Source organism: Centipeda felix (assembly GCF_900186465.1).
In the GTDB taxonomy this organism is placed as follows: Bacteria; Bacillota; Negativicutes; order Selenomonadales; family Selenomonadaceae; genus Centipeda; species Centipeda felix.
Map to the genome: position 1 here is coordinate 298,808 of NZ_LT891957.1, position 13,330 is coordinate 312,137.

General features: G+C 51.0%; 14 protein-coding genes and 1 pseudogene. All 15 read right to left on the reverse strand.

Features of this window, described 5'->3' with window-relative positions; all coding sequences use genetic code 11:
• Positions 1-5 precede the first annotated feature (5 nt).
• On the reverse strand, positions 6-1,196 hold the full coding sequence (locus tag C1713_RS04115; protein WP_102493111.1) for an efflux RND transporter periplasmic adaptor subunit: 1,191 nt from the start codon (positions 1,194-1,196) through the stop codon (positions 6-8).
• A gap of 191 nt (positions 1,197-1,387) precedes the next feature.
• Positions 1,388-2,236, reverse strand: coding sequence for an IS3 family transposase (locus C1713_RS12150; RefSeq protein WP_138774473.1), 849 nt, complete (start codon positions 2,234-2,236; stop codon positions 1,388-1,390).
• A gap of 80 nt (positions 2,237-2,316) precedes the next feature.
• Positions 2,317-2,538, reverse strand: a pseudogene (locus C1713_RS12340) (transposase); the annotation flags it as partial.
• 166 nt (positions 2,539-2,704) lie between these two features.
• Entirely contained in the window at positions 2,705-3,538 is an 834-nt protein-coding gene (locus tag C1713_RS04130; protein WP_102493114.1) for a class II aldolase, read from the reverse strand.
• Complete coding sequence (locus C1713_RS04135) at positions 3,535-5,019, reverse strand: FGGY-family carbohydrate kinase (protein WP_102493115.1); 1,485 nt, start codon at positions 5,017-5,019, stop codon at positions 3,535-3,537. Before C1713_RS04135 ends, C1713_RS04130 begins: the two co-directional genes overlap by 4 nt.
• 2 nt (positions 5,020-5,021) lie before the next feature.
• The gene (locus C1713_RS04140; RefSeq protein WP_102493116.1) at positions 5,022-6,392 is read right to left on the reverse strand and encodes a PTS galactitol transporter subunit IIC; all 1,371 of its coding nucleotides are present in this window, start codon (positions 6,390-6,392) and stop codon (positions 5,022-5,024) included.
• 68 nt (positions 6,393-6,460) lie between these two features.
• Complete coding sequence (locus C1713_RS04145) at positions 6,461-6,742, reverse strand: PTS sugar transporter subunit IIB (RefSeq protein WP_102493117.1); 282 nt, start codon at positions 6,740-6,742, stop codon at positions 6,461-6,463.
• 1 nt (position 6,743) lies between these two features.
• Positions 6,744-7,208 carry a PTS sugar transporter subunit IIA gene (locus tag C1713_RS04150; RefSeq protein WP_102493118.1) on the reverse strand — a complete coding sequence of 155 codons (465 nt, stop codon included), beginning with the start codon at positions 7,206-7,208 and terminating at the stop codon, positions 6,744-6,746.
• Positions 7,209-7,229: 21 nt separating this feature from the next.
• The gene (locus C1713_RS04155; protein ID WP_245870964.1) at positions 7,230-7,967 is read right to left on the reverse strand and encodes a GntR family transcriptional regulator; all 738 of its coding nucleotides are present in this window, start codon (positions 7,965-7,967) and stop codon (positions 7,230-7,232) included.
• Between the two features lie 192 nt (positions 7,968-8,159).
• Entirely contained in the window at positions 8,160-8,876 is a 717-nt protein-coding gene (gene rnc / locus C1713_RS04160) for a ribonuclease III (RefSeq protein WP_102493120.1), read from the reverse strand.
• Positions 8,873-10,123 carry a beta-ketoacyl-ACP synthase II gene (gene fabF, locus C1713_RS04165; RefSeq protein ID WP_102493121.1) on the reverse strand — a complete coding sequence of 417 codons (1,251 nt, stop codon included), beginning with the start codon at positions 10,121-10,123 and terminating at the stop codon, positions 8,873-8,875. The genes rnc and fabF overlap by 4 nt, the downstream gene beginning before the upstream one ends.
• A gap of 19 nt (positions 10,124-10,142) precedes the next feature.
• Positions 10,143-11,090 (reverse strand): NAD(P)H-dependent flavin oxidoreductase, encoded by a 948-nt coding sequence (locus tag C1713_RS04170; RefSeq protein WP_102493122.1) that lies wholly within the window; start codon positions 11,088-11,090, stop codon positions 10,143-10,145.
• Between the two features lie 252 nt (positions 11,091-11,342).
• Positions 11,343-11,573 carry an acyl carrier protein gene (locus tag C1713_RS04175; protein WP_009442433.1) on the reverse strand — a complete coding sequence of 77 codons (231 nt, stop codon included), beginning with the start codon at positions 11,571-11,573 and terminating at the stop codon, positions 11,343-11,345.
• A gap of 34 nt (positions 11,574-11,607) precedes the next feature.
• On the reverse strand, positions 11,608-12,351 hold the full coding sequence (fabG, locus tag C1713_RS04180; protein ID WP_009442434.1) for a 3-oxoacyl-[acyl-carrier-protein] reductase: 744 nt from the start codon (positions 12,349-12,351) through the stop codon (positions 11,608-11,610).
• A gap of 37 nt (positions 12,352-12,388) precedes the next feature.
• Positions 12,389-13,324 (reverse strand): ACP S-malonyltransferase, encoded by a 936-nt coding sequence (gene fabD, locus C1713_RS04185; protein ID WP_050341044.1) that lies wholly within the window; start codon positions 13,322-13,324, stop codon positions 12,389-12,391.
• Between the last annotated feature and the right edge of the window lie 6 nt (positions 13,325-13,330).

Genomic DNA, 13,330 nt, shown 5'->3' on the forward strand with positions numbered 1-13,330 from the left:
CCTCCTTACTGCGCGGGCGTCGGTGCGCTCGCATTAAAGTCAGAGGAATCTCCCTCAAGCGTGAACCCCATATCGTCCGGCGTCACCATCGTCACCGCGAGATCGCCGCCCTCCTGGAGCGTCGTGAGCCCTTCGACGACGACCGTGTCCGAGGCATCCAGACCGTCCTTCACGACGTAGTAGCTGCCGATCTTATCCCCGAGGGTGATCGTGCGGGCTTCTGCCTTGTTGTTTGCGCCGACGACCATCACAAAGGATTTGCCGAGAAGCTGCTGCACAGCACGCTCGGGAACGAGAAGTGCATTCGGAATCGTATCGCCGATCAGCGTTACGCGCGCGAACATCCCCGGCAGGAGAAGTCCGTCCGGATTGTCAAAGAGTGCCTTGACCGTCAGCGTGCCCGTCTGTGCCGTCAGTGCGCGGTCAGACGTAACGATATGGCCTGTGATCGGATACTTCGAGCCGTTCGAGAGAGTCAGCGTCACTACGACAGAGCCGATACCGCCCTGCTGTACCGCCTGCTCGACAAAATTCAGGTACTCGTTCTCTGAGAGACTAAACTTCGCATAGATGGGGTTCGACGTGCCCATGGAGACCAACGTTGTCGAACCTGCCGACACAAAGGTGCCGACGGCAACATCATCGACGGAGAGCTGCCCCGACATCGGTGCGTAGATCGTCGTATCGTCGAGGTTCTCCTGCGCCTGCTGCACCATTGCCTGGTGCGCCGCAACTGCAGCCTCGTAGGCATTCACCTGCGCCTGCTGGTTGCTCACGGTCTGCTCTGAGATCGCCGCGTTCGCATAGAGCTGCTGGTAGCGGTCGAGATCCATGCGCGCGTTGGCGAGCGTCGCCTCCGACTGCGCGAGGTTCGCCTTTGCCTGCAGAAGTGCGCTCTCATACTGGCGCGCGTCGATGCGGTAGAGTGGCTGTCCCGCGCGTACAGGCTGGCCGCCGGTGATGTATTTCTCCACGATGTTGCCGGAGACGCGCGACTGGATCTTCACCTCGTCCGTGCCCATGATCTGTCCGGCGTAGACGTGCGTCAGCGGTGCGTCCTGCCGCAGGACATTCATCGCCTTGACGGCAGTGGGACGTGCGCCCCCCTGCTTTTCTCCGCCACAGCCCGTGAGCACCACGCTGAGTGCCAGCGCAGCGGCGGCAAATACGCCAAGTCCTTTCCTTATCTCAAACAAGTGAATAACCTCCTCTTCTCATTTCCCGCAACAGGAGATAATTGTCAAAATACTCCCACAAGAGAAGGACAAGCATCCATATAGTCGGAATCCCTGCCATAGTGTGTTTATCTTATCGAAATGCACGGCAAAAGTCAAGAAATGATGCACGGCTGAACCACAGTCAATAGAGTAGACACAAAAAAGAGCAACTAAACAGATGAGAAGCGGTTGAAGAAATCGGCTTCAAATTCATTCGGGGTTTTATATGCAAGAGATCCATGAGGAAGCCGATTGTTATAAAGATTCTCGATATAGTCGAAGATGTCCAAACGTAACTCCTCGACAGAGTGATAGGTACGTCGATTGGTACAATTTTTCTTTAAGAACTTAAAGAACGATTCACAACAGGCATTGTCAAAGGGACATCCTTTCTTGGAGAACGACTGGACAATATTGTTTGCATCCAAAAGCTTACGGAAAGAAGAAGCGGTATACTCCGCCCCCTGATCGGAATGGAAGATCAGTCCGTAGGAAATATTTCTGCTCTGATATGCTTTATGGAAGGCTGCGATAATCAGGGCGGTATCGTGTTTGGAGGATAAACTCCAACCGATGATCTTTCGGGAAAACAAATCCATCACAATACAAAGGAAATACCAAGTACGATTGACCCTAAGATAAGTAAAATCACTGACCCAAACAAGATTGGGGGCAGACTGATGAAACTGCCGACGCAGGAGATCGTGGCATTCACCGGAGTCTTTCTGTGGGGTTCGTTTTGGCTTAACGGTGGAAGGCTTTGGAAGGGTCATGGAGCGCATCAGGCGGTACACTCTTCCGCTGCTGATGGAAATGCCATAGTCACGGGATAAGATATGCGTTATTTTATAAGCACCGATGCAGTTGTCGTAGTCGGCATAGATATGAAGAATGAGGCGACGAATGTTCTGATTCTCCTTGATTCTTGGAGAAGGAGGCGCATTAAAGTGCTTATCGTAGGAACTGCGGTTGACGTGAAGGACCCTGCATAGGGTTTTGATGTCATGTTGGAGGCGCAGCTGATGGACGGCATTTCATCGTTGTTTGAGTGTGGCGTGAATATGGCAATCGCTTTTTTTAGGATAAGATTTTCCTCCTCGAGCTGGGCGTTACGTCTTTGCAAGTCTTTGATCTGTTTGGCAGTCATAATATCGCCATCGACGGTTTTGACCTCGGAATAAAGATGAATCCACTTTCCAATAGCAGAAAGGGAAACGCCATATTCCTTTGAGAGTTGTGATTGCGTTTTTCCATTTTGATAGAGGGCGACGATAGTTTTTTTGAAATCCTCGTCGTAGGGACGATGTGTCATAGAAAACATTCCTCCTTTGTGTTTACTGAAGTGTAATATAAAGTCCTGTTTTGTGTCTACTTTTTTAGTATAGATCCAATTGAGGCTGCTGCACGTTTATCTCGTGCAACAGCCCCTTTCTTTTATACAAAAAACTCGCTGTATAATCTTACAGCGAGCTACAGTTCTATCTTTTCTATTCATTAATTTTTTGGACAAGGTTCTTAGTCACACGGGCAACTTCATCCACAGCTTGTAAGCTAATTGAGATAATCTGATTTTCTTTATGATTCTTTTCGTAAGCTTTTCCATACGTAGCAACAAAAACTCGACGAAGATCCGCACCATAGTTGATTTTAATAAGATTATATTTGCGTGCTTCATGAATAATGTCGAAAGAAATACCTGATCCGCCATGAAGTACAAGCGGTACGGGGCTTATTTCCGCAATCTTTTTCAAAAGAGGCAAATCGATATGAGGTACTGCGTCGATTCCATGGACATTTCCCACAGCAACCGCAAGGGTGTCACATCCTGTCCTCTCGACAAAATCTGCGACCATATTGGGATCCGTTTTCGCATCAGCTTCGCTGACCAAATCATCTTCCTTCCCGCCAATAGAACCTAGCTCAGCTTCCACGGGAAGATTATAGAAATGACAGTATTCCACAGCACGGCGTACTTCAGCAATATTTTCCTCAAAAGGCAAATGAGAAGCATCTATCATAATGGAGGTGAATCCGGCCTTAACACAAGCACATACATCTTCATAGGATTTCCCATGATCAAGATGTAGACCAATCGGTGTATCATTATTTTCCTGTGCGCGGCGTGTTAAATATGCAATCGTATCAGGATCGGACAGGCGGAGATTATTGGATGAAATCTGAACATATCCCGGTAGTTTTGCTGCATTCAAGCCTTTGACAATGGCAAACGTCATCTCCATATTTGTCGTATTAAATGCAGGAAGAACAAGTTTTCTGCGCTGTGCATATGACATCAAGTCAAAGCCATTTATCAGTTTCATTTGAAGCCTCCTATACTATGTTCCATCATTATTTTTCTTTCATATAGTTCCACATAGGCTGTATACAGGCGATTGAGCTTCTCCGCATATTCTGCATTCGGATGTACGGCACGCACCGACATTGGCACGCGCTTGGCAAGCGATGGATATGCATAGACAAGAGCACCATAAGAGACCGCCTCATCAACCTCTGTCACAAATATGGTTTGGTTCAATGCATCCGCTTTGAGTTGAAGCCAAAGATCATTTTTGGTTGCAGGACCAATAACTTTAATAGAGGAAACGGCATTATCTTTCCCGATAAATGTATCATACAGATGCCGTAGCTCCATACAAACACCTTGTGCAACAGCATAAAAGAAATCTTTTATGCCCGTATTCGCTGTCAATCCATAAAGCATCCCGCGCGCATGAATATTTTTATCCGGACTCCCGCTGCCGACGAGGTGTGGAATAAAGAGAAGTTCTTGTGCACTCTGCATCTTCCCTGCACGATAATCCTCCAACAGCTCCATATAAACTTGATCTGCCTCTTTTTGACTAAGCCGAAACATCTTACGAGCCCATTCATAAGAGAGGCCTGCTGCCGGAAGGGAGCCATATAGTGTAAATTTTTCAGGAAAAACGAACCGTCCTCCTGCAAGTTTAGCCGAACGCTCACACTCTCCCATCGGATATTCAGAGGAGATTCGCAAGAACCCTTCCGTTGTGCCTGTCGAATTAAGCAGCTCGCCTTCTTTTAGTCCAACGGCAAGAGAACCAACCATGTGGTCGTGTCCGACCACTGAAACTCGCGTGTTTTCGTCAAGACCTAGTCTTCGAGCCATGGAAGGCTTAATCACGTGAGCAACGTCTCCTCCATATGCAAGAGGCGGAAAAATACTCCGAGGCACACCATACAACATAATGAGCTCTTCAGACCACTCTCCACGACGCAGATCAAACGCCATTGTTCGACTCGCCATCGTGCTTACAGTCTGACGAATACCCGTAAGTAAAAAAGAAATATAATCCGGCAAATTGAGCCAGGTCAGTCCTTCTTCCCATGCAATATGGCAATGTTGTTCCAACCATTTAATTTTAGCAATGCTGTAATTACTGTGCGGTGGCAATCCTGTAATCTCTTGAATTCTCTGCCAATCTGTGAAGGAAAGGCTATCGATATATTCTTTCCCTCGGCTATCATTCCATGCAAGCATGGGGCCCATAATAGCCCCTGCTGCATCTACAATAACGCCCATCTCTCCGACACTGGCAATAAGAATATGCTCTATATGCCAGCAACCAGCCATTGCGAGATTTTTGATTTCATTCGTGATATTCTGAAATAACAGTGCACTGTCAAAATCAACTTCATCACGAATAATAATCTTCGGTGTACGAAAACTCCTTTTGCTGCAAAGTTCAGCTGTGGATGTATCGAACAGAAGAATCTTCGTATTCGTTGTTCCTACATCGATAACGACCGCTGCTGCCTGCACAATCAGTCGCTCCCCTCCGCATATACAACATTCTTCGTCATACGATACACACCGTAGACAACAACTGCAATAACCGGAATGAAGGCTAGCGCCATCACATCTCCATCAAAAATCTTCAGCACCCAGAAGCGGAATGGATTCCCACCGTCGAGGAAACTCGATACCATTCCTGTCGATCCGGCAGGCATCTGGAAATTGACATCTGCAGCCATCTGCGTAACAAATCCGGCAATATTGGTTGCCACAAACAAATCTGCTATGATACAGGGAATTGCAATGATTACTGCCCGGAAAACATTTCCTTTTGTCGCAAGCACAATCATAGAGGCGAATACTGCGAGGTTTGCAAGATCACCAAGGGGCAAAACGCCATTGCCAGGCAGCACAAAAGCAAGGATAACGGCAATCGGCGTAAGAAGAAGTGCCGTGGAAATAATCGCCGGATTTCCGATCGCAACAGCAATATCAAGACCAATGTAAAGATCTTCACGCCCCGGATAACGTTTTTTAAGGAAGCCCTTAATGGCGTCAGACAGCGGCAACAATCCTTCCATAAGGATACGTACCATGCGAGGCAGTATAAACATAACCGCACCAATATTAATCCCAAGAGAAAGGATACCTTTCAGATCATACTGCGCAATGACACCGACAAGAACGCCTAGAATAATCCCAATCATCATGGGTTCACCCAAAAGCCCAAAGCGTTTCTGAATGGTAGCCGGATCGATAGAGATTTTATTAATGACAGGGATTTTCTCAATGATAAGATTACCCAACAAACCAATGGGAAAAAACACCGCGGAAGAAAGTGTCGGAAGAGAAATTCCCTCAAGGTCAAAATAACGCTGCAACATCGGGGCACTCCAATCCGCAAGCTTTAGAATGACCACTGCAATAATTCCCGCAGCAAGTAGTCCCAGCCAAAAGCTCCCCGTGCTGTAATAGACGAGTGTCCCACCAAGAGCAAAATGCCAATAATTCCACATATCAACATCTACCGTTTTGGTAAGACGCAATGCCAACATCACAATGTTAATGAGAATCGTCAGGGGGATAACAAATGCTGCAATGGGTCCTCCCCATGTAATCGCAGCAAGTGGCGGCCACCCTAGATCGGTCACAGGCAAATTAACACCACTATTGATAACCATTGCTTGAGCAGCAGGACCTATACTGGACGTCAAAATTCCAAAGATAGCATAAATACCGACAAATCCAATACCTACAGTCAATGCTGAACGCACCGCCTTAGCGAGAGGAACTTGGAAAACAAGTGCGAAAAAGAACAATACAACCGGCAGCATCACCGTCGGACCCATGCCCAAAATAAATTGGACAACTTCCAAGAGTGTGTTTCCAAATGCTTCCATGATTCCTACCTCCTTGCCAAAATAAATATACTTTCAACATCTTAGCATTTTCACTCTTACGCTATGCTTCAATCTTTTAAGATTTCACGTATTTTCTCATAGACTTTCTCTTCCCCAATGCCTGTGATAAGAGGCAGACCTTTAACAACAGGTATTGTTGTTTCGTAGGGGATATTCGTCGTTGAAACGATCAGATCTGCACTTCCGTCATACCCCGGAACACTTGCAACATTGATCTGTTGGTGCGTCATCTCAATGCCTTGTTCTTTGCAGTAAGCAATGACCTTTTCTGCAACCTCTGTAGATGTCGCTATACCTGTAGCACAAACAAAGAGTACATGCTTCGTCATATCAGATTTCTCCTTTCAACTTGCTATCTAATATTTTATAAATTTCAGTCGAATCACAAGATAACAATTTCTCCAATTGCTTTGCATCACGAATCAGTTCCGTAATGCTTTTTAGGATGTTTAACTGTTTCTGCGATTCATTTAACGCCAGAAGAAATACAACTCGAACATCTGTGGTTTCATCATCTGTCCCCATGACAGTGAATGTAACAGGATGTCTCAATACGCCAACACTGATTGCATTCTGCTTGACATATTCGGGATCCGTATGTGGAATGGCTACCCCAAAGGGCTCTGTTGGTAGCCCTGTCGGAAAATTTTGTTCCCGCCTCCTTACCCCCTCTAAAAAGCCCTCATTAACAAGATTAAGATCATAGAGAGGCTTTGCTAACTGTTCAAAGATTTCATTCTGCGTCGATGCAATAACATCTGTTTGAATAAGATCTTCGTTTATAATAATCTTCACAAAAGCCCTCCTTTAGAATATCTATCTTTGATAGACTGTACCTAGGTAATATCGATTCGATTTCAGCCATACGTTGCCGAACTCGACCACTTTGCTCGAATCCAGATGGACTAACTGAACTAGATGCAATACAGGTGCATCATCTGAAACCTGTAAGAAGGCTGCACGCTCTCTGCCGACTACACGAGCCGCATATTGACTCTCCGAGAACTTAATCTTTGTTCCCGCAATTCGTTCAATTGCAGTAAAAAGAGATTCCTTGGTAAAGTCAACATGTTCAACACCCCGACACAAGGAAATATTTACTCGATTTTCAATCAGCATGACAGGCTCACCATCAACGCTTCTGACACGCTTCAAATAAAAGACATCATCTCCCGGGGAAATATTCAATCGATCCGCTGTGTAAGGATTTGCCGGCTCAATACGAGCCTCTATTACCATTGTCTCAAACTGAATATTTCGCTCAGCAAGAGCCTCAGCAAAAGAGAGAAGCCCTTTACTCAGTGGATAGGAAATCTTATTATCTGTAACAAAAGTCCCTTTCCCTTGTACCTGTGACAGCAACCCCTCATCACAAAGAATTGCGATTGCCTTTTTTACAGTTCCACGACTAACCTTTAGAGAATTCACTATACTGTTTTCAGAATCTATCTGCTGCCCATACCCCCATGTTCCGTTATAAATATTATTGCGTATCCAATCAGCAACCTGTTCGTACAACGGCGTCATACCATTCTTTTGAAGATTGTTTGTCATGATAAACATCCTTTGTCTCATAGAAATATATAGATGTACTTACTTGTCTATATACAACTATGTACATCTTGTATTTTACAGCATTCTCCAATAAAGTCAATAGCGATTGAGAAAAATATATAGTTTTTATGAAATGATAAAAGAAGCGAGGCTGTTGCACGAAGTTTTCTAGCTTCGTGCAACAGCCCCAACTCACTCCTTCTTTATACATCTGAGTGCGGCTTCTGCCGCATGCTGCTCCGCCTCTTTTTTGCTGCGTCCTATTCCTTCGCCCAGGACCTCCATCCCAATGCGAACGCGCATGGTAAACCGCTTATCATGGTCGGGACCACTCTCAGCGACCTGCTCGTAGGCAATACATTCATGCCTGTGACCTTGTACGTATTCCTGCAGCATCGTCTTGTAATCCTGTGCGACGTGTTCCTGCCGCAGATGCGGCAGCTCGTCGGCAAACTGACGCTGCACATAGGCGCGTGCCGCATCCCAGCCACGGTCAAGGTAGACCGCGCCGATCACCGCCTCAAAGACGTTCTCAAGGTTGTTCTGCCGCTCTGCTCCGCCGCCGAGCATCTCGCCGCGCCCCATGCGCAGATGTGCTCCGAGATGCAGCCGGCGCGCCAGCCGTGCGAGCGTCTCGCTCTGCACGAGACTCGCGCGCATCTTCGTCAGCTCCCCCTCCGCACAGTGCGGATAGGCGTCGTAGAGATACGTACTGATCGCGAGCTCGAGAACGGCATCGCCCAGAAACTCCAGCCGCTCGTTATGTGCTGCGTGTCCCCGTGCCTCGTTGGCATAGGAGGGATGGGTCAGCGCCTCGTCGAGGGTGGAGAGATTGGCAAAATCTATGCCGAGGGACGCAGAAAGGCGCACGAGTTCCGCGCGCCTTTTTTCCGTTATCGGATATGTCATGATTCTTTCGCGTATTTCTTAACGACGAGACAGGCGTTGTGTCCGCCAAAGCCGAACGAGTTGGAAATCGCCGCACGCACTGTCTTAGCGCGTGCTTTGTTCGGCACATAGTCCAGATCCAGCCCCTCATCCGGCGTCTCGTAGTTGATCGTCGGCGGGAGCATATCGTTCTCCACCGCAAGAACGCTCGCGATCAGCTCCACACTGCCTGCCGCTCCGAGAAGATGTCCCGTCATGGACTTGATCGAGGAGACGGCGACATCCTTCGCCGCCGCACCCCAGACCGTCTTGATCGCCTCGGTCTCACAGAGATCGTTCATGTGCGTGGACGTGCCATGTGCATTGACATAGTCGACGTCCTCGGGACGCAGCCCTGCATCATCGAGTGCCAGCTGCATGCACTTTGCCTGATACTCGCCGTGCGGCGCCGGGCTCGTGATATGATAGCCGTCCGAGTTCGAGCCGTAGCCGACAAGCTCTGCGTAGATATGCGCACCGCGCGCCTCGGCGTGTTCGAGCGTCTCGAGCACGACCAGCCCTGCGCCCTCGCCCATGACGAACCCCGAGCGGTTCTTGTCAAAGGGACGCGAAGCGTGCGCAGGATCGTCATTGTGATCCGTGCAGAGCGCCTTCATCGCCGCAAAGCCCGCACTCGCCGCCTCGGAGATGCTCGCCTCCGTGCCGCCCGCGATCATGACATCTGCCTCGCCGCGCTGCATGACGCGATAGGCGTCACCGACACAGTTCGCGCCCGTGGCGCACGCCGTCACGATGCAGGACACGGGGCCGTGCAGACCGTAGTTGATCGCAACCTGCCCCGCTGCCATGTTGGCGATCATCATGGGGATGAAAAAGGGGCTGACACGCTCGGGGCCCTTTTCAAAGAGACGCTCATAGGTGCTGTGCATCGTCTCGATGCCGCCGATGCCCGCGCCGACATAGGCGCCGATGCGGTCACGGTTCTCCTTATCGAGATCGAGCCCCGCATCCTTCAATGCCATGCCCGCCGAGACGACGGCAAACTGCGCATAGCGATCCATGCGCTTGGCTTCCTTCTTGTCGATGTAACCGTCAATGGAAAAATCCTTGACCTCGCCGGCAATCTGCGCGGCGTAGCGTGTCGCGTCGAAGCGGGTGATGCGGTCGATGCCGTTCTTTCCTGCGAGAAGCGCATCCCAGAACGCCTCCTTGCCGATGCCGATCGGTGTGATCGGGCCGACCCCCGTAACGACTATCCTCTGTTTCAAACCAACCGACTCCTTTCCGCTAATTCGCTGCTGCGAGCTGCTGTTTCAACTCCTCAAATATCTCATGAACACTCATAATCCGATCAATACGCGGCATAAATTCGCCGGTAAAGACAAGTCCCGTCTCCACGTCGCCCTGCTGTGCACGCGAGAGCGCACGGATGATGCAGAAGTGGTGATCGCACTGCTTGAGGCAGTGGTCACAGACCTTCGGCGGGACGGGTCCTTCCATGATCCGCGCGGAGAACGGAGTGCGCACAGCACGCCCGGGAAGCCCCACGGGACTGTGGATGATGACCACGTCCTCCTGCTTCGTCTTCAAATAGTACTCTTTCAGCGACGGTGCCGCATTGGACTCGACGCTCGCAGCAAAGCGCGAGCCGAGCTGCACGCCGTCCGCACCCATCTTGTGCAGATCGGCAATATCCTGTCCCGTCAGAATGCCGCCGGCAGCGAACACGGGGATCTTCACAGCGGCGCGGACATCGGAGATGATGCTGCGCACCGACTGATCCGTACCGAGATGCCCGCCTGCCTCCTTGCCCTCGACCACGACGGCAGCCGCACCGAGTTTTTCGGATATCTTCGCCAGTTTGGCCGAGGAGACAATCGGCACGATCGGCGTCCCCGATTCCTTGCCATACTGGAACATATCACGGGAGAATCCAGCGCCTGCGACGACGAGATCAATGCCCTCGTCGATGGCAATTTTAACGGCATCAGCAAAGTCTTTTGCCGCGACCATCTCGTTGATGCCGATGATCCCATGGGGAGAAAGTGAGCGTGCGAGCCGGATCTCATAGCGCAGCTCCTTCGGCTTCATGCCGGATGCTGCGATGAGCCCGATCCCTCCCTCGTTTGCAGCGGCAGCAGCGAGACGCGCTGTCGTGATGCGAATCGCCATGCCGCCCTGAATGATGGGGATCGTAGCCACTTTCTTGCCGATCCTCACCTCGGGTAGTCTCATATAAGCCCTCCAATCGGGAAAGTGCACTGCCTCCGGCAGGTCTCTCCGTAGAAGTTTCGGCTCCCCCTCCACCCATTGCTGTTCGTTTGTACCGCCGGATGGAAGGCGGATCTATTCATGCAGGGCACACAGAAGCCCTGGTTTTATACATAATTAATTCCGCCTTTTGAGAAAAATCCCGTGCGCCTCAGCTGTCACGGGATTTCCCAAAAAGACCGATATGGTGCAGTGCCGCAGCGCGGCCGCAGTCCATTACTTGTGCTGGTCGATGTAATTGACGACATCCTGAACCGTCTTGATCTTCTCAGCAGCCTCATCAGGGATCTCGACGTTAAACTCTTCCTCAAATGCCATGATGAGCTCAACGATGTCGAGGGAATCAGCACCAAGATCGTCAATGAACGTCGACTCCAAGGTGACCTCATCAGCCTCCGAGCCAAGCTGCTCAACGACAATGTCGCGAACCTTGTCAAACGTTGCCATGTGTTCTCACCTCCTTTAAATAGGATGTTATATGCTACATCACCATGCCGCCGTCTACGTTGAGTACCTGGCCGGTAATATACGACGCCGCATCGCTTACAAGGAAGAGAACGGCATCGGCAACATGCTCCGGTTTGCCGAGTGCTCCGAGGGGGATGCCCTCGATGAGCTTCTCGCGGATGCTGTCCTTCAGGACAGCCGTCATATCGGTGTCGATGAAGCCGGGCGCAACGACGTTGACCGTCACATGCCGCGCGGCGAGCTCCTTTGCCGCCGCCTTGGAAAAGCCGATCACGCCCGCCTTTGCAGCAGCGTAGTTCGTCTGTCCAATATTTCCGATCTCACCGACAACGGAGGAGAGATTCACAATACGTCCGCTGCGCTGCTTCGTCATGAACTTGGCAGCGGCCTTCGTGCAGGCGTAAATTCCCTTGAGATTCGTATTGATGACAGCATCGAAATCCTCATCCTTCATACGGACAAGGAGCGTATCGCGCGTGATGCCCGCGTTGTTGACGAGAATATCCAGCCCGCCGAGCTCCTCATGCACGCGTGCGACCATCTCGGCCGCCGCCGCACTGTCGGAGACATCGGTCTGAACGATCATCGCCGTACCGCCGTGCTGCTCGATGATCGCCTTGACCTCCTCGGCAGCCGTCTGATTGCCGGCATAGTTGATCGCGACTTTCGCCCCCTCTTCGGCAAGACGTAGTGCAATCGCACGTCCAATCCCGCGGGATCCGCCCGTAACAAGAGCAATTTCCCCATCAAGAAGCATGAAAGCCCTCCTTCATCATAACGAATTTATTTAATCATTACTTGTTAAGTGTGTCAAGTGTTTTTTGCAGAGATGCTTCGTCCTCGACGTTCATGCTCGTCAGCGTCTTGTCGATGCGCTTGTTGAAGCCTGCGAGCGTCTTGCCCGGTCCGCACTCGATGTACGTATCCGCACCGAAGTCACGCATCGTCGCAACACATGCGATCCAGCGCACGGGATGATCCGCCTGCGCGACGAGGTTCTCCTTGATCTCCGCTGCCGTCTGCTGCAGTCCGCCCGTATAGTTCGAGACGACGGGGAACGCTGCGTCATGGAGCGCCACCTTGTCGAGCTCTGCGGCGAGCTTCTTTGCCGCCGGTGCCATGAGCGTCGAATGGAACGGTGCAGAGACGGGGAGAATGACCGCCTTCTTTGCGCCCTTCTCCTTGAGCAGTTCGACCGCAGCAGAGACGCCCTTTTCGGCACCGGCGATGACCGTCTGCCCGGGGCAGTTGAAGTTGACGGCCTGTACCGCTCCCTGTGCACTTGCTGCGGCACAGGCGTCGATGATCGTCGCGTCGTCCAGACCGATGATCGCCGCCATCGCGCCCTCGCCCACGGGCACAGCCTCCTGCATATAGGCACCGCGCTTGTGCACGAGCACGACGGCGTCACGGAAGGAGAGCGCACCCGCGAGAACGAGCGCTGCATACTCACCGAGGCTGTGTCCGCCCGCGATCGCCGGGGAAACGCCGCGTTCCTGCAGCAGCTGCGCCGCAATCACGGAGACGGTGAGGATGGCCGGCTGGGTATTCTCGGTCAGCTGGAGCTGATCCGCAGGGCCCTCAAAGCAGAGCTTGCTGATGGAGTAGCCGAGTGCCTCATCCGCCTCGGCAAAACGCTCCTTTGCGAGGTCATAGGCATCGTAGAAGTCTCTGCCCATGCCGACGACCTGTGCCCCCTGTCCCGGGAACAAAAATGCAAGTTTTCCCATTCTGGT